General features: G+C 39.6%; 20 protein-coding genes. 4 read left to right on the forward strand and 16 right to left on the reverse strand.

Annotation, left to right across the window (positions count from 1 at the left end):
• The first annotated feature begins 54 nt into the window (after nt 1-54).
• From Q0M21_RS00890 to Q0M21_RS00905, 4 genes are read left to right on the forward strand one after another with little or no spacing between them, the layout of a single operon-like run.
• Complete coding sequence (locus tag Q0M21_RS00890) at nt 55-702, forward strand: flavin reductase (RefSeq protein ID WP_295333374.1); 648 nt, start codon at nt 55-57, stop codon at nt 700-702.
• Nucleotides 692-835 carry a DUF2256 domain-containing protein gene (locus tag Q0M21_RS00895; RefSeq protein WP_290874942.1) on the forward strand — a complete coding sequence of 48 codons (144 nt, stop codon included), beginning with the start codon at nt 692-694 and terminating at the stop codon, nt 833-835. The genes Q0M21_RS00890 and Q0M21_RS00895 overlap by 11 nt, the downstream gene beginning before the upstream one ends.
• Complete coding sequence (locus Q0M21_RS00900; protein WP_295333377.1) at nt 808-2,115, forward strand: DASH family cryptochrome; 1,308 nt, start codon at nt 808-810, stop codon at nt 2,113-2,115. Before Q0M21_RS00895 ends, Q0M21_RS00900 begins: the two co-directional genes overlap by 28 nt.
• Nucleotides 2,116-3,648, forward strand: a complete 1,533-nt coding sequence (locus Q0M21_RS00905; protein WP_295333382.1) for a cryptochrome/photolyase family protein — start codon at nt 2,116-2,118, stop codon at nt 3,646-3,648. It begins immediately after the preceding gene.
• Here the strand turns inward: Q0M21_RS00905 and Q0M21_RS00910 are convergent.
• From Q0M21_RS00910 to Q0M21_RS00985, 16 genes are all read right to left on the reverse strand, one after another.
• A complete protein-coding gene (locus tag Q0M21_RS00910) occupies nt 3,645-6,032 on the reverse strand; it encodes a penicillin acylase family protein (RefSeq protein WP_295333385.1) in 2,388 nt (795 codons plus the stop codon). The genes Q0M21_RS00905 and Q0M21_RS00910 overlap by 4 nt on opposite strands.
• A gap of 131 nt (nt 6,033-6,163) precedes the next feature.
• On the reverse strand, nt 6,164-7,252 hold the full coding sequence (locus tag Q0M21_RS00915; RefSeq protein WP_295333388.1) for an agmatinase family protein: 1,089 nt from the start codon (nt 7,250-7,252) through the stop codon (nt 6,164-6,166).
• Between the two features lie 106 nt (nt 7,253-7,358).
• The gene (gene kynU / locus Q0M21_RS00920) at nt 7,359-8,645 is read right to left on the reverse strand and encodes a kynureninase (protein WP_295333390.1); all 1,287 of its coding nucleotides are present in this window, start codon (nt 8,643-8,645) and stop codon (nt 7,359-7,361) included.
• Between the two features lie 205 nt (nt 8,646-8,850).
• Entirely contained in the window at nt 8,851-9,900 is a 1,050-nt protein-coding gene (gene queA / locus Q0M21_RS00925; protein WP_295333393.1) for a tRNA preQ1(34) S-adenosylmethionine ribosyltransferase-isomerase QueA, read from the reverse strand.
• Nucleotides 9,901-10,058: 158 nt separating this feature from the next.
• Complete coding sequence (aroA, locus tag Q0M21_RS00930; protein ID WP_295333395.1) at nt 10,059-11,312, reverse strand: 3-phosphoshikimate 1-carboxyvinyltransferase; 1,254 nt, start codon at nt 11,310-11,312, stop codon at nt 10,059-10,061.
• Nucleotides 11,312-11,638: a multidrug efflux SMR transporter gene (locus Q0M21_RS00935; protein ID WP_295333397.1), complete on the reverse strand. Its 327-nt coding sequence runs from the start codon at nt 11,636-11,638 to the stop codon at nt 11,312-11,314. Before Q0M21_RS00935 ends, aroA begins: the two co-directional genes overlap by 1 nt.
• A gap of 1 nt (nt 11,639) precedes the next feature.
• Complete coding sequence (locus tag Q0M21_RS00940; protein ID WP_295333400.1) at nt 11,640-11,966, reverse strand: nucleotide pyrophosphohydrolase; 327 nt, start codon at nt 11,964-11,966, stop codon at nt 11,640-11,642.
• A 1-nt stretch (nt 11,967) separates the two neighbouring features.
• Nucleotides 11,968-13,968, reverse strand: coding sequence for a DUF3857 domain-containing protein (locus Q0M21_RS00945; RefSeq protein WP_295333402.1), 2,001 nt, complete (start codon nt 13,966-13,968; stop codon nt 11,968-11,970).
• 5 nt (nt 13,969-13,973) lie between these two features.
• Nucleotides 13,974-15,884, reverse strand: a complete 1,911-nt coding sequence (locus Q0M21_RS00950) for a DUF3857 domain-containing protein (protein WP_295333405.1) — start codon at nt 15,882-15,884, stop codon at nt 13,974-13,976.
• 49 nt (nt 15,885-15,933) lie between these two features.
• Nucleotides 15,934-16,143: a hypothetical protein gene (locus Q0M21_RS00955; RefSeq protein ID WP_295333408.1), complete on the reverse strand. Its 210-nt coding sequence runs from the start codon at nt 16,141-16,143 to the stop codon at nt 15,934-15,936.
• A gap of 1 nt (nt 16,144) precedes the next feature.
• Complete coding sequence (gene dtd, locus Q0M21_RS00960; protein ID WP_295333410.1) at nt 16,145-16,597, reverse strand: D-aminoacyl-tRNA deacylase; 453 nt, start codon at nt 16,595-16,597, stop codon at nt 16,145-16,147.
• A 42-nt stretch (nt 16,598-16,639) separates the two neighbouring features.
• A complete protein-coding gene (rsgA, locus tag Q0M21_RS00965) occupies nt 16,640-17,617 on the reverse strand; it encodes a ribosome small subunit-dependent GTPase A (RefSeq protein ID WP_295333412.1) in 978 nt (325 codons plus the stop codon).
• An 88-nt stretch (nt 17,618-17,705) separates the two neighbouring features.
• On the reverse strand, nt 17,706-19,361 hold the full coding sequence (locus tag Q0M21_RS00970; RefSeq protein WP_295333415.1) for a hypothetical protein: 1,656 nt from the start codon (nt 19,359-19,361) through the stop codon (nt 17,706-17,708).
• A gap of 103 nt (nt 19,362-19,464) precedes the next feature.
• The gene (locus Q0M21_RS00975) at nt 19,465-20,547 is read right to left on the reverse strand and encodes a bifunctional 3-deoxy-7-phosphoheptulonate synthase/chorismate mutase type II (protein ID WP_295333418.1); all 1,083 of its coding nucleotides are present in this window, start codon (nt 20,545-20,547) and stop codon (nt 19,465-19,467) included.
• Nucleotides 20,548-20,583: 36 nt separating this feature from the next.
• A complete protein-coding gene (locus Q0M21_RS00980) occupies nt 20,584-21,726 on the reverse strand; it encodes an aminotransferase class I/II-fold pyridoxal phosphate-dependent enzyme (RefSeq protein WP_295333421.1) in 1,143 nt (380 codons plus the stop codon).
• Nucleotides 21,727-21,773: 47 nt separating this feature from the next.
• Entirely contained in the window at nt 21,774-22,601 is an 828-nt protein-coding gene (locus Q0M21_RS00985; protein WP_295333424.1) for a prephenate dehydratase, read from the reverse strand.
• Nucleotides 22,602-22,727 lie beyond the last annotated feature (126 nt).

Consider the following 22,727-nt stretch of genomic DNA (forward strand, 5'->3'; position numbering starts at 1 on the left):
GTTTAATTATTTTTTATTTATATTAAACAAAAACTACCTTTGAAAGAAAAAAGCATGAAAAAAATTACCCGTTCCGAATTAGATTCGCTCACCAAAATACATCGCCTAAATTTGATTAATAGTTGTACCGGATACAAATCGGCTAACCTCATCGGAACCAAATCAGAAACCGGAATTACTAACTTAGCCGTTTTTTCCAGCGTAACGCACTTGGGCAGCAATCCGGCTTTATTGGGGTTTATCTTGCGCCCTAATGTGGTACCCAGAAATACTTACAACAACATTAAAGCCACCGGTTACTTTACCGTCAATCACATTACCCAAAACATGATTGCCCAAGCGCACCAAACTTCCGCGAGCTATGATGCCGAGATTTCGGAGTTTGAGATGGTGAATTTGGAACAAGAATACCTTTCCGATATTGATGTACCGTTTGTAAAAGACAGTCCGGTTAAATTGTTGTGTCGCTACATAAACGAATATGAAATTACCGAAAACAATACTATTCACATTATAGCAGCCATTGAAGAAATTCATTTTCCAGACGAAATGTTACACAACGATTATTGGCTGCAACTCGATCAAGGCGACGTAGTAGCTGTGAACGGTTTAGACGGTTACTGCTTACCTAAAATTGTGGACCGATTTGACTATGCGCGTCCGCACACCCAAACCAAATCCATCCTAAAAAATGGCGCATAAAAAAGTGAACTTACCCGAAAAAATCTGCAAAAGCTGCGGACTGCCTTTTAGTTGGCGAAAGAAATGGGAGAAAAATTGGAATGATGTACTTTATTGTAGTGACCGATGCAGAAAAAACAAAAAACAAGCTTAGTTTGGTTTCGTAACGATTTACGGGTGAACGACCAAACGGCTTTATACCAAGCCGCAAAAGAAAGCGAACAAGTGATTGCCTTGTATTGCTTTGACCCGAGGCATTTTGCCGAAACGCAATTCGGTTTTAAAAAAACGGAAAAATTCAGGGCTAAATTTCTTGTAGAAACGATACAAGAATTGTGGCATAATTTACAGCAACAAAACATCAGTTTATTGGTCTATTTGGAAAAACCGGAAGTAGTAATTCCGAAACTGATTAGCGACTACAGCATCGAAGCCATCTATCTTCAAAAGGAATGGACTTCAGAAGAAACGGCTGTCACTGATGTACTCAAAAACGAGTTGAAACAAATCGTTTGGCATGAATATTACGACCAGTTTTTATTCCACCCCGAGGACATTCCGTACTCCGAATTCAAAAAAATCCCCGAAGTCTTTACCGAATTCCGCAAACAATGCGAAAAAACGGTACGCGTAAAAAGTCGTTTGGAAATGCCAAAACTTCCCGACACCAATTTAGTTGAAAACTCCACTGTCATTCCTTCTTTAAGCGATTTAGGATTGGACGATTTCAAAAGACATCCGAAAACCGCGTTTCCTTTTCTGGGCGGCGAAAACCAAGCGCTTTCTCGCATCGAGGAATATTTTTGGGAAACGAAAAAACTATCGGTGTACAAAAAAACACGTAATGGTTTAGTAGGTAAAGATTACAGCTCCAAACTCTCGGCTTGGCTGGCTAATGGTAGTATTTCGTCACGAACGATTTATTGGGAAGTCAAACGCTACGAAAAAGAAATCGGCGCCAATGAAGATACCTACTGGTTGATTTTCGAACTCATTTGGCGCGATTATTTTAAATACATTTCGCTCAAACACGGCAACAAAATTTTCCAATTACAAGGCATTTTAGGGAAAAATTACGACTGGAAATTTCACCCGAAAGCCTTCCAACAATGGACCAACGGACAAACCAAAGAACCTTTTGTAAACGCCAACATGATTGAACTCCAACAAACCGGTTGGATGAGCAATCGCGGACGGCAAAACGTGGCCAGTTTTTGGGCCAAAGAATGGGAACAGGATTGGCGCATAGCCGCCGCTTATTTCGAGAGTATGTTACTCGATTACGATGCGCATTCCAACTACGGCAATTGGATTTACAATTCGGGTGTGGGCAATGATCCGCGCGATCGAAAATTCAACATCAAACGCCAAGCGGAAATGTACGACGCCAATGGTACCTTTCAAAAACTTTGGCTACAAACAAGCTTATTTTAAATGAAAACACTGCGACTGATTTTAGGCGACCAGCTAAACCTGCAACATTCTTGGTTCCAACAAAAAAACGACTCCATTTATTATTTGATGGCCGAAGTCCGTCAGGAAACCGACTATGTAAAGCATCACATCCAAAAGGTAACTGCTTTCTTTTTAGCAATGCGAAATTTTGCAGAATACCTGCAGCAAAACGGACATCAGGTTCGCTATTATAAAATCTCGGACTCGGACAATCTGCACGATTTTGAAAAGTTAATTCAAAATGAAATTACAAAGCTGAACATCACACATTTTGAATACCAACTCCCGGATGAATTCCGCCTCGACGAACAACTGAAAAGTATTGTTGAGAATATAGGAATTCCTTCAAAAGCAGTCGATACGGAACATTTTTACACTGACAGAACCGAGCTGGATCGGTTTTTCCAAGGCAAGAAACAATTACTGATGGAAAGTTTTTACCGCATGATGCGCAAGAAACACCAGGTATTAATGGCAGGTGAGCAACCATTAGGCAACCAATGGAATTTTGACCACGATAACCGCAAAAAGTACAAAGGCGAAGTGCCGGTGCCGAAAACCAAAATATTCTCAAAAACCGTGACCAAAGTGGTAGCCGAAATCCAAAATGCCGGTGTGATTACTTTTGGCACAATTGACCCTAATAACTTTGTTTGGCCAACTTCAAGAAGCGAATGTTTGGAACAATTACAGTATTTCTGTCATGAATTATTGCCGTATTTCGGAACTTATGAAGATGCGATGCATACGACAGAACCGCATTTGTTCCACTCGCGTTTGTCTTTTGTATTGAACGCCAAAATGCTCTCTCCCAAAGAAGTCATCGATACGGTTGTACAACATTATTACACAAATCAAGAGCGAATTACCTTGGCACAAGTGGAAGGTTTTGTGCGTCAGATTTTGGGTTGGCGCGAGTATGTGCGTGGGATTTACTGGAAAGAAATGCCGCATTATGCCCAAATGAACGCTTTGGAAAACCACGAGCCATTACCGCAAATGTATTGGACGGGAAAAACCAAAATGAATTGCATGCATCACGCTTTGCGTCAGAGTTTGAACGACGCTTATGCGCATCACATTCAGCGATTAATGGTCATCGGAAATTTTTCCTTACTCACCCAACGTCATCCCGATGCGGTAGACGCTTGGTATCTCGGAGTTTATATCGATGCCATTGAATGGGTAGAATTGCCCAACACGCGCGGTATGAGTCAATATGCCGATGGCGGTATTTTGGCGACAAAGCCTTATGTCTCTTCCGGTAGTTATATCCAAAAAATGAGTAATTACTGCGACTCTTGTCATTATAAGGTCAAAGAAAAATTCGGCGACAAAGCCTGTCCATTCAATAGTTTATATTGGAACTTTTTAGACGATAAAAAAGTGCATTTCCAAAACAACCAACGCATGGCGATGATGCTGAGCTTACTACAAAAAATGAAACCGGAAGAGTTATTCCAACACAAGCAACGCGCGGCACAAATCATTGAAAACCCGGATGCATTTTAGCTTTTAGGTCGGAAAACAACTTTTGTAGAAGATGATTCAATCTCTTTCTTATTCAACTTCATTTTTCTGAATTTGCCATTGACAAACAATTCCGATTGATCACTGTAATGTTTACTCATCGGATTACCGCTTTGTCCTGTTGGTAAGACGCTCAGACCGTTTTCGATATCTGAAAAATCGATGATGCGTCTCGTTGACGGCCCGCCTTTGATCGGAATTATCACATCATCGGTATAGATAAATAATTGGTTGTTGATGACTTCATTAGAACCGGAAATGGAGAATGGTCCGACATTAAAAAACTTACTGAATAACTTTAAGCTCCCTATCGGATGTTGGAAAGTCACTTGGTGCACTTTGCTCCACTGCCATTGAGAAATATCAGAACCTAATTGGATTTCCAATGAAGCTACAGCCTGTTTGAAAGATTGGGTAAGTATTTCCGATTGGGTTTCTTTCTTGTCTTTCGTAGTCACATTATCCCACCAAGGCGAAGCGGCATTAGCAGTTTGGTTTTCTATAAGTTGTTTGACGATGTGAGTACCGAGCAATAGCTTGAAATTTTCTTCTCCGAATTCGTCTTCTAAAGTCGCTTTCAGATAAAAATAAAACCATTTGTTGTATATCGTTGGTGCGATGTCCTCTAGTTCGTGAGTGGCTTTCCACGATTGCAACACCGATAACGCTTGCTTTTCATTGGCCGTAAAATCTTTGCTCTGCAACGGTTTGGTCATATGGCTTACTATAGTTTCAGCTGTAGACGAAGTGTTATCAACTATCATTTTCGACACGTCTTCTTTGGTCCAATCGTTTTTGGCATTTAACAAACCGTCGATACGCATGGCTCGGTCTTTCGGTAAATAGTAACCCGGATATAAATAGCCATTGACTGGCGAAGGTTGGTTGTTCGAACTGTATACATAATGCCATGGCGGATTAATCGCTTGCGGATTTTGCGCAAACGGCAACCATTCCTTTTGATCATCAATGCCGTTAGCACCATTCAGGATAAAATTACCATTAACAGATTTGGACAATTTGTAGAGTTTACCCGAAGTAATCCAAGCAATATTGCCTTTAGCATCGCCGTACATCACGTTAAGTCCGGGCGCGTGAATGAGTTCAATACTGTTGTGAAACTGCTCCAAATTCTCGGAATGCGACAAGGCGTAAACCGCTTCTAAAATACGGTTCTTTTGTTGGGTATAAATCCACGACATCGCGACAGACTGGTCACTTTGCAAACCGTCCAATAGGCCGTTGATAATAGGTCCGTGCTGACTTGTTTTTACATTCAACTTGACATCTGAGCTATCATTAACTTTGATGATTTTTTGCTGGTAGGTATAATTTTTATAGCCTTCCGGTGTTTTGTATTGTTTAGGATTGTTTGGATTTTCTTCCTCGACAAAGAAATCTACATCATCGTTTTCAAACATGGTCAAACCATAGGCATAGTTACGATTGTGTCCTAAAAGCGGAAATGGAGCACCGGCGATGTAGTAGCCATACATTTCGTAATCAGGACAAACGATGTGCGCTTCGTACCAAGTACCCGGTTGGGCATACATAATGTGCGGATCGTTGGCCAAAATCACTTTGCCGTTTTTAGCTTTTTCGGCACCGATAACCCAACTATTACTTCCGATAAAAGCCGGAACAGGAGAATTTTCCAACAAAGCGGCAACTGATTTGGAGATTTCACTGTATGCTTTGTATTTACCTTTGAAAGATTGTAATTGCTGTGTACCCAATTCGCCGTTGATACCGAAATCTTTCAGATACTCCATCCCAAAACGGTCTCGAATATCGGTAAGTAACGGATCGGTTTTTTGTGCCATCGCAAAACTGAAAGACATAAAACCAAATACATTGTAAACATCTTTCAAAGTAAACTTATCTTGTTTGATGCCTAACAGTTGAATCTCTACCGGAGTCGTTCCGTTATCGATATACTGATTGATGCCATCCAAATAGGCTTGCGCCAAAATGTACGTTGGTGATTTTTTATCCAATTGCTTTACGGCTTTTGCTGAATTTTCATCAATCCCGATACCGGCAAAAAACAAGTCTGCTTTCAGCGCTTTATCGCCAAAAATTTCAGCCAATCTTCCCGGTGCAATGCGACGCATGAGTTCCATTTGCCACAAACGATCTTGTGCATGGACATAACCCAGAGTAGTCATCGCGTCTATTTGGTTGTCGGCATAAATGTGCGGCACACCGTAATCGTCATAGTAAACCGTAGTTTCCTTGGCTAAATTTTGGAGTTGGTATTCCCCTTTGTAATTAGGTTTAGTGTATTGCAAATAGGCGGCTCCGATAATGACTATTAAAACAACGATAACTAATAGAGCCAATAGGATTTTTTTAATGCGTTTCATAGGAAAGGGATTGAATACTCAAATATAAGGAATTGAAAAGTACAAAGTACAAGTACGAAGTGGGAAGTACGAAGTTTGGAAATTTATACTAAAAAGAAACCCTCTCGTTAGTGAAAGGGTTACTGTTGTATTTATTGTCTTTGGAAATTAATTTTTTGTCCAACTTGCAATCCGTTGTTTTTGGCTAAGACACCGCACATGTGGAATAACATTCTGGCGCCCACATTACCATCCCAATCGTCGGTTTCACCTGGAGCAACTTCTACCAAATCGAAGCCGATAATTTCTTTACCACTTTCGGCTAATTTATTGAACAAATACGTGGCTTGTTCAAACGAAAATCCGCCCGGAACCGGTGTTCCTGTATTCGGGCAATACCATGGATACATGCCGTCGATATCGAAACTAATACATACTTTTTGCGGCAAGGAAGCAATAATAACATCGCATTGTTGTGCCCAGGTTTTACCTTCGAAGGTTTCCGCTTTTAAGTCGGCGTCTGTATTCACTAATACACGTCCGTTGGCTTTTTGTACTACCTCAACTTCTTGTTCACAGAAATCGCGAATCCCTACTTGCACCAATTTGGAAATCTGTGGAATTTGCAACGCGTTGTACATGATGGAAGCGTGAGAATAAGTAAATCCTTCATAAGCTATTCTTAAATCCATGTGTGCATCCAAATGCAGGATTCCGTAGTTATCGTGAATCGATGCCAAAGCTTCGTAATAACCTAGTGGCGTGGAGTGATCGCCACCTAAAAGCACTACTTTTTTGCCTTGTTGCATCCAGTGTAATACACGGTCTTTTACTTCGGTATGTAATTCGCGACATACTTTATTGATTTTATCCAAATCGGCTTGGAGTGCCGGATAATTTTCTACGGCTTCACCGCTTTCCAGTAACTCGATTATCGGTTGTGCTAGATCTTTGTATTTCTCGGAGTTCTTCTTCCAATGCACAGGTGCTTCGTCTAAATAAATCCCGAGTTTCCATAATTCAGGGAAATCTTGGTGGTTTAGGTCGACTTGAAAAGAAGCGTCTAATACAGCATCCGGACCTTCCGAAGCACCGGCGCCGTAGCTCACGGTTACTTCCCATGGCACAGGAATTACAATAATCTCACTTTGTTCGGCCGAAAACGGCAATCCAAATACGGTAGCATCGGCTAAACCGGGCTGCGAAGGATCGAAATTGGCTATGATTTGTTGTTTTGTCATTTTTGATTTCTTTTTGTCATTTCGAGGAACGAGAAATCACATAATTGTTGTTATGAATGTTATGTGACTCCTCCTCTGTCGGAATGACAATCATTAAATATTCCTTTTATTGATTGTTTAGTTTGAGTATTCCTTGTTTTAAAATTTGGCCGAACTCGTACATGTCTTCGTAAGAACAGTAGAATGGTGCCGGAGCTAAACGGATAACGTTTGGTTCGCGCCAATCGGTGATGACACCGTTTTGCATTAAATAATCGAATAGGCTTCGGCCTTGCCCGTGGAGGAAAACCGAAAGTTGGCAAGCGCGTTCCTCTTGATTGGACGGTGTGATGATTTCAAATTCGGCGCCTTCTAACTCGGCATCAATCTGGTGTAAAATAAACTCCAAATACGCAGTTAACTGATTGCGTTTTTTGATGAGTTTTTCTATACCGACTTCAGCAAACATTTCGACAGAAGCCAAATACGGTGCTAACGACAAAATGGGTAAGTTACTCACTTGCCAACCGTCGGCGCCGTGTACCGGATCGAACTGCGGTTCCATTTTGAAACGGCGTTCTTTGTTGTGTCCCCACCAACCGGCAAAACGCGGTAAATTGGTGGTATGGTGTTTTTCGTGTACGAAACAACCGGAAGCATTTCCGGGTCCGGAGTTCATGTATTTGTAACTGCACCAAGCGGCAAAATCGACATTCCAATCGTGTAAGTGTAACTCGATATTTCCGGCGGCGTGTGCTAAATCGAAACCTACTTTGGCGCCTACTTGATGTCCGGCCTCGGTGATGACTTTCATATCGAAAACCTGACCGGTGTAATAATTGACACCTCCGATTAAAACCAAAGCCAGCTCCTCGCCTACTTCATTGATTTTGGCAATGATATCTTCTAAGCGAATATTGTGCTCACCTTCGCGGCGTTTGATTTCTACAATAGCGTCTTCGGGTTGGTAACCGTGAAAGGCAACCTGACTTTGGAACATGTATTGGTCGGATGGAAAAGCTTTTTCTTCACAGATGATTTTATAGCGAGTGGCTGTAGGTTGGTAGAACGACACCATTAACAAATGCAAGTTAATGGTGAGCGTATTCATCACGGTAATTTCCGAAGGTTTGGCGCCAACAATTTGACTTAACGGTTGTGCGAAACGTTCGTGGTAATCCCACCAAGGTTTGTTGGCGTAAAAATGGCCTTCTACGGCTAAATTGGCCCAATCGTTCATCACCTCATCAACATATTGCTTGGTGCGTTTGGGTTGTAAGCCTAGTGAATTTCCGGTGAAGTACACCACATTTTTACCGTTGTGTTGCGGGAAAATGAATTCGTTGCGGTAGTTTTTAAGTTCGTCTTGTGCATCCAGTTGTTGGGCGAACTCGCGGGTATTTTGAAACGTCATGGTGGTAGTTTAGTTTGGCGTAAAAGTAAAAAAAAGCAAAAAGAAAAAAGGGAAAAGGGAAAAGTTTATTGCACCGATTGTCCTAGCCCCGATTGGAGTGGAAATCCTTTTTGGCTTTTCATTTTCTGAAAGCCAAAAAGATTGTAGCGGAAAGCGGGACACAGCTCCAAAAAAAAATCCCAACATTGCTGTCGGGATTGTATTTTTAGATGATTAACATCGCGTCGCCGTAGGAATAGAAGCGGTATTTTTCTTTGATGGCTTCTTCGTAGGCTTTTTTCATTAGGTCGTGACCACAGAAAGCGGAAATCATCATGAGCAAAGTCGATTTTGGTGTATGGAAATTGGTAATCATACAATCGGCGATGCTGAAATCGTAAGGCGGGAAGATGAATTTGTTGGTCCAACCCGTGTAAGGATTCAGCGTTCTGTTAGACGAAACGGAGCTTTCGATGGCGCGCATGGAAGTAGTTCCCACGCAACAAATTTTGCGCTTGTTTTCTTTAGCTCTGTTAACGATATCACAAGCTTCTTGGTTGATGATAAGCTCTTCTGAGTCCATTTTGTGCTTAGACAGATCTTCTACTTCTACCGGATTGAAAGTCCCTAAACCTACGTGAAGAGTGATTTCGGCGAAGTTTACCCCTTTGATTTCCAAACGCTTTAGCAAGTGTTTAGAGAAGTGTAAACCAGCAGTTGGAGCAGCTACAGCACCTTCTTCTTTGGCGTAGATGGTTTGGTAGCGTTCGGCATCCTCTTCAGTCACTTCGCGGTTGATGTATTTTGGGATTGGAGTTTCGCCCAATTCGGTTAATTTTCTTCTGAATTCGCTGTATGAACCATCGTATAAGAAACGTAAAGTTCTACCGCGAGACGTGGTATTATCGATTACTTCTGCCACCAATGAATCGTCGTCACCAAAGTACAATTTGTTTCCGATACGGATTTTACGCGCCGGATCTACCAAAACGTCCCAAAGGCGTTGTTCGGCATTTAATTCACGCAACAAAAACACTTCGATACGGGCGCCGGTTTTTTCTTTGTTCCCGTACATACGTGCCGGAAATACTTTAGTGTTGTTTAAAATCATCACATCACCGTCGTCGAAATAATCGATTACATCTTTGAAAAGTTTGTGCTCGATGGTTTTGGTTTTTCGATTTACGACCATTAATCTGGATTCGTCTCTGTTTTCTGTTGGAAATTCCGCAAGTAATTCGGCCGGAAGATTAAAGTTAAAATGAGATAATTTCATCTAAAAAAGTTTAAAAGTTTGAGGTGGTTCCAAAACTTAATTTGAAACGCCTGCAAATATACTATTGTGAGATAGGCGTTGTCAAGTGTTTTGGGGTTTATTTTTGAAAATGAGGTGCTAGGGAGCAGAGGCACTAGGGTTCTAAGGCTTTTGGTATCTTATTGTTCGACTACTGAAAATCCTGCTGATTTTAAATCGGCCCAAAAAGTTGGGTATGACTTCGAGACCACTTCGGCTTCTTCTATTACAACAGGCACTTTTATAGCCAATGGTGCAAAAGCCATAGCCATCCGGTGGTCTTGGTAGGTTTTGATGCTGATGTTTGGATTGATGCTTTCCGATTGTTCCAATGTCAAACTTTCATGGGTAACAGTTACCTTGGCACCCAATTTTGTTAGCTCAGTTTTCAATGCTTCTAACCTATCCGTTTCCTTTATTTTAAGCGTATGCAAACCAGTTAAGCGACAAGGCAATCCAAGTCCGAAACACGTCACAGCTATGGTTTGGGCGATGTCGGGACAATTATTAAGTTGCAGGTTATAGGCTGTAAGTTGCGGGTTATGGGTTTTTCTTAACAGCATACTATTGTTTTCGAAAATCGTTTCTACTCCAAATGCGCTATAAATTTCTACTAAAACGCTATCACCTTGTAAGCTGTTTGGTTTGTAGCTTGATAAAGTGATTTCGGTTCCGATTTCAGACAGCGCCATGATGGAATACCAATAGGAAGCGGAAGACCAGTCGGATTCAATAGTAAGGAGTTGCGGGTTGCGGGTTGCGGGTTGCGGGTTAACTTTAATCGTATTTCCGATGAAGGAAGTTTCTACTCCGATTTCAGTAAGCAAAGCCAAAGTCATTTTGATGTAAGGCACTGAGGTAATTTCACCTTGTAGTGTAAGTTCTAAGCCGTTTTCCAGTTTTGGAGCGATGAGTAACAAGGCGGAAATGTACTGACTGCTGACATTAGCAGGCAAGTTAACTTTGGAGTGTGACAACTTTTTGCCTTTGATCCTTAGCGGTGGAAAACCTTCCTGTTCTTCATAAATAATTTCGGCGCCGAGTTGTCGCAAGGCTTCGACCAAAATTTTAATCGGGCGCTCTTTCATACGGTTTGAACCGGTTAGGACTACTTCTTTTCCTTCTTGGATGGCGAAGTAGGCAGTTAGGAATCGCATGGCGGTACCAGCGTGATGGACGTTAATTAGTTGCGGGTTGCGGGTTGCGGGTTGGGCGTTTTGTAATGCTTTCGACATCACTTCTGAATCGTCGGAGTTGGAGGTATTTTCCAAAGTCAGATTCGGATACAAGGCTTGTAACAACAATAAGCGATTGGTTTCCGACTTGGATCCGGTGATAGAAAGTTGCGAGTTGCGGGTTACGAGTTGCGGGTTATGGATAAGCTTTAAATTCATTATTCCGAAACTACTTTTAATCCGACTATAGAAATGATGAGCGTACTGATAAAGAAAACGCGCCAAAAAGTGGCGGGTTCTTTGAAGACAAGAATCCCAACTAAAACACTGCCTACTGCTCCGATGCCTGTCCATACCGCATAGGCAGTACCAATGGGTAACTCTTTAGTCACTTTGACCAACAGCACCATACTGATGGTAAGGCAAGCCAGAAAACCGGCGTACCAAGACCACATAGCGGCACCGGAAGCCTCTTTGGCTTTGCCAAGGCAGAATGCAAAAGCGACTTCAAATAATCCGGCGATGACCAAGAGAATCCAGTTCAATTTATTTCAGTTTTTCGTTATTGTGATGGCGATTGTGATCACGTTGGGTTTTTAAATCCATCTTTTTGTCAAAAGCCGCTTTGAGGTCGACTCCTGTTTGGTTGGCCAAACACAATACCACAAAAACAACATCGGCTAATTCTTCGCCTAAATCTTTATTTTTGTCGCTCTCTTTTTCGGATTGTTCTCCGTAACGTCGTGCGATGATTCGGGCTACTTCACCTACTTCTTCGGTGAGTTGCGCCATATTGGTTAGTTCGTTAAAATAACGAACGCCGTGGTTTTTAATCCAATTGTCGACTTCGAGTTGGGCATTTTTGAGATCCATTTTATCCTTTTTTTAAAACAATCTTTTCGGTTTGTTTGTTGATTACCTCTTTAAAAAAACTTTTCAGCGTTTCATAATCATCTGAACTCATCACAGCTGTATTGATGTCAAAGGTGCAAATCGTTTGAATTTGATTTCCATTGTTGGACAAGTTGAATTTGAAATTGGCCATATCTTCCGGCATGGAAATAGCTTTCGGTTCAGGCAAACTCTCAACAACATAGCCGTCAGGCAACGTTAAACTAATGATGTATTTATCTTGGTGTGGAAAAACAAAATCAATAGGATATTCTCTTTTTTCTTGCTTGAATGGATTTTCATACATGGCAAAAAACAACAAAGGTGAAAGATACATTTTATCCCCGATAATCTCAACAGCATTATCAAAATCAAAGTTATAATTTTCAATAATTGGTTTTGACAAATCGTTTCTGTTTTGAACTTCATAATCAGAAATTTCCAATCCCGGTCTAGATTTCTCAATTCTTTCCGCCAAACTTTCGTTATTAAGTTTACTGTTTCGTTCTCTGTAACTAAAGGCGTTATAGTCGAAATATTGGTCGCGAATTTTTCCGGAAACTTTACCTTCATTGTCTAGTGTGGCAATGACATTGACAACTTCTTTGGAGTTGAAATTCGGCATTAAATCAATTTGGGAAGAAGTTCCGTCTTTTCGAATCAATCTTCCAAACCAATTCAAATCGCGTATCGGCAAAATATTCGGCAAAGCATTTTTACTAGTGGCATCAAAAAGAATGATTTGACCGTTCAACTCGATACCGGAAATAACATAATCAAAAGCGTTTCGGGAAGGAAAAAGAGAAATACCGTTTCCTCTTGAGCTAAGGATTACAGGGTTGGCTTCAAAACCGGCATATCGAAACATGGCCGTTAACATTAAATTGATTTCAGCCACATTCCCAACCTTGTCTTGATAAGCTTTTCGTACGCCATCATTACAACTGTAACCGTAAAATTCATTCCAATTCATTCTGGACTTGACATAGTTGAAAATAACGGCAATTTTTTCTTCATTAGAGGTTATGCCTTTTAAAGCTGTATTGATATCATCATCAAAATAACCGGTTTTATTTAATTCAACTCCAAAACTATCACTTTTATAAATGGTTGTTACTACATCTTCCCATGTGGTTGATAAATATTTAACGGGTTCATTAGGATATTTAACTGAGGTTAACTCGTGTTCGATAATAGCAGTATAATTTTTAATATTGTTTACGAACGATTCATCTTTTAATGCCGGTATATTCTCAATAGTATATACAGAAGTAGTTTCATTATAACTTAATTGGCTATTGGTAAAAGACGTCATTGTTACATATCCTTCACCCCTTTGTTTTTCTGATGAATGGATTGTAATTTTATTGGTATTGGTTTCTTGTTTAGGAATTAATGAACCTCTCATTAAAGGTTTATAACCAAAATATTCGGGTATTACCGTTTTAAATTGGCTGTAAATTACCGGGATATCCATTTGAAAAATCCAATCTTCCAAAGAGCCTAAACTCTCCGACTCCAGATCGTATTCAAATTCAATAATTGACCCTTCTTTGACATTGGGTAAGGCTATTTTCTTTCTGCTCCAAAACTTATTTACTTTCTCATCAAACTCTCCCTCACTTTTAAGTTTGGTCTTTTCCACTTTGCCGTTAACCAAATTATACGTGGCAGCGTCCTTAAAATTTAAACGCTCTTTTACGTTGCCTCCAACATAATATCGAACTGATTTATTGGCCAGCTCATAAGCTTCTTTTTTGTAAATTTTTATTTTAGTTCTGACTTTTGTATTCATCACAAAACCTCTTCCTTCAATAAAAGTGAATCGGACTTCTCCAATGTTAAACAATACTGCAGCCGCTGCAGTGGAATCCATTGGACAAACTTTTTCTTTTAATTCGTCCACTGTAACTTTGCCTAATTCTCTTTTTTGGGCGAATGTTAAATGGGATAGCAATAATAAAATGAGGATTAATTTTTTCATCAGGATTAGGATTTGGTAACTATAATTTTTGAATTGTCATTTTTGGCCAGAGTTTCTCTGAATTTTCGGTAACTTTCATATTTGGTTTTATCATATTTGCCTTTTTTTATCACTAATTTTCTTTGACAAAGTATTTTACCGGGACTCAATTCCTTAAACTCAATTTTATAATACCCAAACTCTGTATCTAATTCAACTCCGGCAGGCTTGGCTTCAATGATATATCCTTCGGGTATAGAAACCTCAACCTCTGATTCATCTGTATATCCGCGTAAAATTTGAAAAGGAAACTCTCTGGATTTGTGTTTTTTAGGAACAAAACTGTTTTGATCAAAAGCATTAAGAGCAAACATCAATTTCCCACCGATGTTTTGAGCATAACCTTCGGCCTCTAACTCTAATTCCTCCTTAAATTCAATAGTATTCGGATTGTCATGTAAATTAATCTTGTTGATAAAAAGATTGTTAATATTGCCAAACTCTTCTTTATATAACTTAACCTGATCTTCTTTACTCATCCGTCCTTTCTTGAAGTTAGTATCGTATTGCAAACCATTTGAAAGTATGGCAACCTGTCCTTTTAAATGTCCTTCCGGCGTCAAGCTGTAACTTCCTTTCAATAGTTTTTTATTATCTTTTTCAGTAAATGTTTTGGTTTTTACAATTTCACCACCTTCCGGTTTGATGAGCAATACATTTCTGTCATCCGTAAAGTCGCCCTGGAAACCAAAAGGTTGCACCTGACTGGTACATTCTAACCAAAGTAATCCTTTATCGGTGGGCAAGGTTAGAATGACGTGATTTCCTTGAATGGAAGCAAAATCTTCTTGCAAATCTTTAGTATCATCACTACCGGCGTATACTACCGTGTAATATGATTCTACACCGGCCGTTTTTAAAAGTGCTCTGGTATAATTAGTCAAAGCTTTACAATCTCCGTATCCCAATTTATCGACTTCTTTGGCCAACATAGGCTTCCAACCACCTATTCCAACTTGAACGCTGACATAACGCGTTTTTTCCTGTACGAATTTGTAAATCAACTTGGCGATGGTGACCGGATTTTTCTCGGCACCGACTAATTCTTTAATTTTGGCTTGTGTTTCTGCCGGAATTTCCTCGGTATCGGCTAATAAAGATTGGTAGTACCATTTTCCGAATTCAGCCCAATTGGTTGCTTTGCCTTCCACATTTTCCAGAGAAAAGTTTTCAAGGGCAAAATAAACAATCGGAAAGACTTTGGTGAAACTCGGAGACAATTCCTCTCTCTTGCGGGCTACTACATTTTTGGCGGTATAACTGACCGAGGTGGTCGTCTCTGTCTTTTCAATAAAAGAATGTCCTGAAAAATTGATTTCTTTTACTTTAAGCTTTAACTCGGGTTTACAAGTTATAGTCATGCCACTTTTTTGAACACTAACCAGATAACCTTCCATGGGACTCCATGGACGAATAAAAGCGGTATTGGAAGTACTTACTTCTGTTTCAAAAACCATAGTGAAAGGATAAACGGTTGGTGTATAATTCAAATACAAAGCCCTGTTATCATTGAAAATAGAAACACCATCCGCAACACTGACGTCTCTGAAATCCTTTCTTTTAAACGATTTTAATTCTTTGCCGAAAGCATCATACACTACAGCTTCAATCTTAATAATTTTTCTGTTTTTATCGTGATTTTCGGAAAGATCCAAATAATTCAACCCCAACTCGTTCAAAACCGTAGTAACAATTTTGGTTTTGACAACCATTTCATTTTGAGCCGAAATATTGATAAAAACTTCATTTAATCGAACTACCGCATTGGCATTTTGTTTAAGACTATCAGGAATGTCAAGACTAGCATATTCTAACTTTTGAGCACCGGCAGTAAGGGTAAGAAATAGAAAAATAAGCGAAAAAAAACTGAGTTTCATCAGGAATAATTTTTCCCAAATATAAAAAATTATGATTTTATTTATAATCTTATTCCTTATTTTTTTGTTTAGAAGTAAAGAATTTTTTTATTCTAGGATTGATAAAAACTTCGGATAAAGTCATGAAAAATCCAAAAAAGACAGCCATACCAAAGGATTTTTCAAAATCCCTGTCTGCTTCGGTGTAATACATCATCAAACCGAAAAGTGTTCCGTAAATTAAAAACCCAACTATTAAGGTAATGACCTTCTGTTTCATATTACTCTTTGTTTTTGGTATCAATCACAATGGTAACCGGACCATCGTTTAACAAACTTACTTTCATGTCGGCTCCAAATTGACCGGTTTGTACTTTCTTGCCCAACTCGGTTTCCATTTGCACTATAAAACGCTCGTATAAAGGAATGGCGATTTCCGGTTTGGAAGCTTTGATGTAAGATGGTCGATTGCCTTTTTTGGTCAAGGCATGGAGAGTAAATTGACTCACAATAATCATATCGCCACTACAATCTTTTACGGATAAATTCATAACACCGTTTTCATCTCCAAAAATCCTAAGATTGGCAATTTTGGCCGTTAACCAAGTAATATCATCTTGAGTATCCGCATCTTCAAAACCAACTAAAACCAATAAACCGTGTTGGATATCGGCTACTTTTTGCCCTTCAATGGTTACGGAAGCTTGGGAAACTCTTTGGATTACGGCTTTCATCTCAATTAAAAATTATTGAACACTGACAATGCAAACTGAATACTATTTTCTGGTTTCATCGCTGGCAATCCTGTCGTCGTTGTAAATGTCGGAACGGTAGTGTTCGTCATCGCCTTCTAAAATTTTTAAGTAACTGTTGTAGCGCGACCAGGCTATTTTATCTTCGTCTAACGCTTTCTTGACAGCACAATGCGGTTCTTCTTTGTGCAAACAATTGTTGAATTTACATTGGTCTTTCAATCGGAAAAACTCGGGAAAATAATCACTGATTTCAGTCGGCTCCATATCCACAATACCGAAACCTTTAATTCCGGGCGTATCGATAATTTTGGCACCGAAAGATAAATCATACATTTCGGCAAACGTAGTCGTATGCTGGCCTTGCATGCTTTGTTCCGAAATGTGTTTGGTTCTCAAATTCAGCTGCGGTTCCAAGGCATTGACCAAAGTTGATTTTCCCACGCCCGAATGGCCGGAAAACATGCTGACTTTTCCTTTCATCAGGTCTTTCAAGATTTCAATGCCTTTGCCGTTAATGGCGGAAACTCGTATACATTGATAGCCTATTTCGGTGTAAATATGTTGCAAATACAATTGCTCATCCAACAGGGCATCATCAAAAGTATCAATCTTGTTAAAGACCAAAACTGCTTCAATACCATAGGCTTCGGCAGTGACTAAAAACCGATCGATAAAACTGGTAGTTGTAGGCGGATTATTGATGGTTATCAGCAAAAAAACCACATCAATATTGGCGGCAATAATGTGGGTTTGCTTAGAAAGATTCACCGATTTTCGAACGATATAGTTCTTTCTGTCGTGGATATGATGAATCAAACCAATCGTTTCATCGGTAGAATTGTCTAATTCAAAATCGACTACATCACCAACTGCTATTGGATTGGTACTTTTGATGCCTTTGATGCGAAACTTACCCTTGATACGGCATTCAAAAACCTCTTGATTTTCGGTTTTTACCGTATAGGAACTTCCGGTCGATTTATAAACTAGTCCTGTCATTTTTTACATTAAGAAGTACAAAGGTAGAAAAATGAATCCTACTTTCATTTAAAAACAAAAGGCTGCGAAATTTTCACAGCCTTTTTTCTTAATCTTCTAATATCATTCTGCCCAACTTATCCAACTTTCTTCTGGAAGAATAGACTATAAATTCGTTTTGACTTTTACGATAATAAACTCCGGGACGAATAACCAATTCGTTTTTAATTACCTCTTCCGGATCTTTTCGAGTGATTTGTCCTTTGCTGTCGAAAACAAAAACCGATGGTACTGCATTGTTGTAATTACCTAGGGCTTTGATTTCTTCAATATCAGTAACGCCTTTATTCTTTACATTATCGTTGAAAAGCAGGTTTAAAACACCATCTTTGTATATTGGAATCGCACCCAAATACTCCGGTCCTTTACCCATTTGTGCCAACGGTATAGCCATAGAAACACCAACGCTGAAATTTCCATTTCCGCCTACAGCTCCGAATGCAAACGACATAGTAGTTACCGTAGCCGATTGTTCTTTAGGCAACACATTACTCCAATCCAATGATCCGTCTGGTTTTAAGCAAGTCACAATGATTTCGTTTTTAGTGTAAGTTACCGGCGTAAAAGCTAACGGGCCGATTCCTGAACTCTGACCTACATAAACAAACTGCAATTCGGATAAAACAATAATACCGCCGTCGTTTTTCTCGATTAATGTAGTGATGCTGTACAACGGCTTTAAATCTTTACCTTTTTTGGCTCTTCTTTCACCCAACAATTTCACTTTGGTAGCGTAATCGAATTCGTTGAATTTCAAGTTATCATTAGCATTGTTAGCCAAGTTAACAGTGGCATTATAAACCCCTTTCAACTCTTTATTGGCTTTACCGTTTTCGCGAACACTCGAATAAAATCCAACCAACTGCAAGGTGTTTTTGTTAGTAGACATCATTTTACAATTGATAATTTCCTTGCCTTTGATGTTAATATCTATCACTTCTTTCGCGTAGTTGTTGGCTCTTTTGAAAGCATGAATTTGGAACTTCTCAATTTGCTCTTTCTTTTTTGAATCCCTGTAACTTTCATTGATTACCAAGAAAACATCGTCTTGAAAATTCAATTCAAAATCCGAAATCGTAAACTCGTAATCCTTTTTACTGTCGTCAAACTTTACTTTTTCTTCACTTGAAAATAAGGTAGCCAATTTATCATCAAACAACTTCACTTCATATTTGATGGCATCTTCTTTTGGAAAACGGGAAGTATGCATAATTAACAAAGCACCTTCGTCCGGAGATTGTTTGAAATAGAATCCGCCGCGTTCCGATTTTTTAGCTACTTCGGAATTGAATAAGGTAGTGGTTGTTTTACTAATGATGCCTTTTTCTGAAATTTCGGCACCGATTAAATTGAAGATTTTTTCTTTTTTATTGTACACACTTCCTATGGCATACAAGGTATTGTTCAATAAAAAAACATCTTCAAAATCAACTTCTTTATCACTGATTTGCGGAATAACAATCGGATTAGAAGAAAGCAATTTCATGGATTTAGAATCGAAAATCTTCAAGAAATAATCTTCTTTTTCTTTGAAGCCGAGTGCATAAATTTTGTTACCCGTTTCTCCGATGATCTTAACGATTTTTTGTTTGTCCTCCGGCAGTTCTTCTCCATAAGCTACGTTGATTTTATCAATTTTGTTTTGTGCATTCAAGCTTATGCAACTGCAAACAAAAAAGATAAAACCTAAAAAGGTTTTTTTCATTTTGGTTGTTTTTAAATTAATTAGGTTGTTTTTATTGCGCCGCAATGATACAAAAAAAACCTACCAAAAAAATGATAGGTTTTACTTTTAATAAATTGAGTTATTAACTATTGATAATTTTCTCTTGATGCGAAATACTTTCTTGGTGAATAGCTTTGAAAATTTTCAGGATAAACTCTTCGCTCAGGCCTTTCTCTTCGCCATCTAAAATCATCTTACCCAATATTTCATTCCAACGTTTGTTTTGCAAAACGGCTACGTTTTTTTCTTTTTTCAGGGCTCCGATTTTGTCAGCTACTTTCATTCTCTTGCCCAGAATTTCCAATAACTTTCGGTCGTATTCATCAATATCGATACGAAATCTGGACAAACGACTGTTGTAATCATCGGCATCATCCGTTTCTTTTCTGATTTTTAAATCAAGGAAAATTTGTTTCAAAACCGTTGGTGTCACTTGCTGCGCAGCATCACTCCAAGCCTTATCCGGATCGATATGGGTTTCGATAATTAACCCGTCGTAATTCAAATCGAGGGCTTGCTGTGATACTTCCTGAATCATATTGCGCTTACCGGTAATGTGCGACGGATCGCAAATGAGTGGCAAATGAGGAAAACGATTCTGCAACTCAATGGCCAATTGCCATTCGGGTATGTTTCGGTATTTGGTTTTTTCGTAAGTTGAAAATCCTCTGTGAATCACGCCTAACTTTTTAATACCGGCGTTGTACAAGCGTTCTACACCGCCTATCCACAAAGCCAAATCAGGATTTACCGGATTTTTGAGCAATACAATTTTATCAGTACCGGCCAAAGCATCGGCTATTTCCTGAACAGCAAACGGATTTACGGTGGTTCTGGCGCCAATCCACAACACATCAATATCATGTTCCAAAGCCAATTTAACGTGAGCGGCATTAGCGACTTCGGTGGCCATCAATAAGCCTGTTTCGGCTTTGGCTTTCTGCAACCATTTCAAACCGATGGCGCCAACACCTTCAAATCCGCCGGGACGAGTGCGTGGTTTCCAAATTCCGGCGCGGTATATAGACACGTCTGAATTTTTGAGTTCGTGTGCAATTTTCAACACTTGTTCTTCCGTTTCTGCACTACATGGTCCGGCTATAACCAAAGGATGAGTCAAGTTAAAATCATCCAACCATTTTCTGTTCTCTGCTGTAATATTCATAGCTATTTTTCTACTGTAAAATTAATGCCTTTTCTTTTAAAATCGGTCAATAGCTTCCTTAATTTTTGCTTCGGAAACACAGAGCGAAAATCGAACATAGCCTTCTCCGTTGCTCCCGAAAATACTGCCCGGCGTGATAAAAATGTGTTTGTCGATCAACACCTTGTCGATAAAGGTTTCTGCTGAAATCCCTTCGGGTAATTTGGCCCAAACGAACATCCCAACACTGTTTTTGTCGAAAGTGCATTCCAGCTTTTCGGCTAACTCAAACAACAACTGACGGCGTTTGTGGTAAACTTCGTTTTGCTTACGAAACCAATCATTCCCCAGTTTGAGTGCTTCGACTGCGCCTTTTTGAATGCCGTAAAACATGCCGCTGTCCATGTTGCTTTTGACTTTCAACACGGCATCGATTAGATTGGCATTACCTAAAATCATGCCTACACGCCATCCTGCCATATTGTAGGTTTTGGAGAGCGAATTGAGTTCCAAAGTCACATCTTTAGCGTCTTTTATTTGTAAAATCGACAATGGGTTATCATTCAACACAAAACTGTACGGGTTATCATTTACAATTAAAATTTGGTGTTTTCTGCCAAACGCTATCAACTTTTCAAACAGCTCCAAAGTGCCGTTCGCTCCGGTTGGCATGTGCGGATAAGAAACCCACATCAGCTTGACTTTGGTCAAGTCCATTTGTTCCAGCGCTTCGAAATCGGGTTGCCAATTAGTGGTAGCTGTCAAATCATAACTAACGGCTTTGGCTTGCAACAACTCGGTTACCGAGGCATAAGTCGGATATCCCGGATTGGGAATCAGCACCTCATCGCCTTCGTTTAAAAAAGCCAGCGAAATGTGCATGATGCCTTCTTTAGAACCCATCAACGGTAAAATTTCGGTCTGGCTATTTAAAGTCACGCCAAATTGACGCTCATAGAAATCGGCCATACCTTGCCGCAATTCCGGCAACCCTTGATAGCTTTGGTATTCATGGGCTTTGTCATCGTTCATGCCTTGCACCATGGCTTGAATAACTGTTTCATCAGGTGCCAAATCAGGACTGCCGATTCCCATATTGATGATGGGTTTACCCTCGGCCACGAGCTGACGCACTTCGCGTAGTTTTTTGGAAAAATAATATTCTTGTACGCTGTTTAATCGGTGGGCTGTTGGTATCATATTCTGCAAATTTCAATGGCAATGTTCAATACTAATTATTGATTTTGTTATTGTTTTCCTTTTTGGTATTCTCCCAGCACTTTAAAATGCGTGGTCATCAAAGCCAATATGTTTTTGGCCTTTTCATAATGTTTGTACTTCTCAAAAATCACATCTACAAAAAATGAGTACTGAAACGGTCGGTCAATAATAGGCATCGATTGGATTTTGGTTAAGTTGAGTTTGCAGTTATTCATGACATTCAAAACTGTAGCCAAACTACCCGGCGTATCATCCAATTCGAATTTAACCGACGCTTTATTGATGGTTTCTTTAGGCCATTCTTTGTTGGTGGTTTTGACAATCACAAAGCGGGTTTTGTTGCTTTGCACGGTGTGAATTCCCGCAGCCAGAATTTCCAAATCGTATAACTCAGCCGCAATCGGAGCTGCCACTGCACCAATGCCTTTGAGTTGTTGTTCTTGAATACGTCGAGCCGTTTCAGCTGTATCGCCGCTTTCAACTAATTTGATATGCGGATATTGGCTAAAGTAAACGGCACATTGCAACAAAGCTATAGGATGCGAATGCACTTCTTTGATATCTTCTATTTTTTGGCCTTTCAAAACCATCAAATTCATGTGAATATCCAAATAATGTTCGCCGATAATGTGCAAATCGTGACGATCAATGAGAGCGTAATTCGGGATAATCGACCCAGCGATGGAATTCTCCAATGCCATAACGCCTTTTTGCGAACGTTTATCCACCAAGCTCTTTACCAAATCGTCAAACGACATACACTCGTCTAAACTATCAACTCTTTCAAAATACTGTTGCGCCACTTGATGGTGAAACGATCCTTTGATGCCTTGTATCGCTATTTTTGTTTCCATAGGGTCAAAAAAAAATCCCAACTCTCGTTGGGATTTCTATTATTATTACTTGCTACTTTTATTTTTTCACATAACACAATACCAATCCCTTTTTCTGCCCGAAGAAGAAATAAAAGAAATAGGTAT

It is taken from the genome of Flavobacterium sp. (assembly GCF_024710485.1).
Classification (GTDB): domain Bacteria; phylum Bacteroidota; class Bacteroidia; order Flavobacteriales; family Flavobacteriaceae; genus Flavobacterium.

Coding starts and splice junctions, on each gene's coding strand:
- aroA (WP_295333395.1), bottom strand. CDS start 11,312: ATGAATTTAAAGCTTATCCATAACCCGCAACTCGTAACCCGCAACTCG.
- Q0M21_RS00910 (WP_295333385.1), bottom strand. CDS start 6,032: ATGAAACGCATTAAAAAAATCCTATTGGCTCTATTAGTTATCGTTGTT.
- Q0M21_RS00890 (WP_295333374.1), top strand. CDS start 55: ATGAAAAAAATTACCCGTTCCGAATTAGATTCGCTCACCAAAATACAT.
- Q0M21_RS00900 (WP_295333377.1), top strand. CDS start 808: ATGCAGAAAAAACAAAAAACAAGCTTAGTTTGGTTTCGTAACGATTTA.
- Q0M21_RS00940 (WP_295333400.1), bottom strand. CDS start 11,966: ATGGATCTCAAAAATGCCCAACTCGAAGTCGACAATTGGATTAAAAAC.
- Q0M21_RS00970 (WP_295333415.1), bottom strand. CDS start 19,361: ATGAAAAAAACCTTTTTAGGTTTTATCTTTTTTGTTTGCAGTTGCATA.
- Q0M21_RS00955 (WP_295333408.1), bottom strand. CDS start 16,143: ATGAAACAGAAGGTCATTACCTTAATAGTTGGGTTTTTAATTTACGGA.
- Q0M21_RS00950 (WP_295333405.1), bottom strand. CDS start 15,884: ATGAAACTCAGTTTTTTTTCGCTTATTTTTCTATTTCTTACCCTTACT.
- Q0M21_RS00915 (WP_295333388.1), bottom strand. CDS start 7,252: ATGACAAAACAACAAATCATAGCCAATTTCGATCCTTCGCAGCCCGGT.
- Q0M21_RS00980 (WP_295333421.1), bottom strand. CDS start 21,726: ATGATACCAACAGCCCACCGATTAAACAGCGTACAAGAATATTATTTT.
- dtd (WP_295333410.1), bottom strand. CDS start 16,597: ATGAAAGCCGTAATCCAAAGAGTTTCCCAAGCTTCCGTAACCATTGAA.
- Q0M21_RS00985 (WP_295333424.1), bottom strand. CDS start 22,601: ATGGAAACAAAAATAGCGATACAAGGCATCAAAGGATCGTTTCACCAT.
- queA (WP_295333393.1), bottom strand. CDS start 9,900: ATGAAATTATCTCATTTTAACTTTAATCTTCCGGCCGAATTACTTGCG.
- Q0M21_RS00905 (WP_295333382.1), top strand. CDS start 2,116: ATGAAAACACTGCGACTGATTTTAGGCGACCAGCTAAACCTGCAACAT.
- rsgA (WP_295333412.1), bottom strand. CDS start 17,617: ATGACAGGACTAGTTTATAAATCGACCGGAAGTTCCTATACGGTAAAA.
- Q0M21_RS00975 (WP_295333418.1), bottom strand. CDS start 20,547: ATGAATATTACAGCAGAGAACAGAAAATGGTTGGATGATTTTAACTTG.
- Q0M21_RS00945 (WP_295333402.1), bottom strand. CDS start 13,968: ATGAAAAAATTAATCCTCATTTTATTATTGCTATCCCATTTAACATTC.
- kynU (WP_295333390.1), bottom strand. CDS start 8,645: ATGACGTTTCAAAATACCCGCGAGTTCGCCCAACAACTGGATGCACAA.
- Q0M21_RS00895 (WP_290874942.1), top strand. CDS start 692: ATGGCGCATAAAAAAGTGAACTTACCCGAAAAAATCTGCAAAAGCTGC.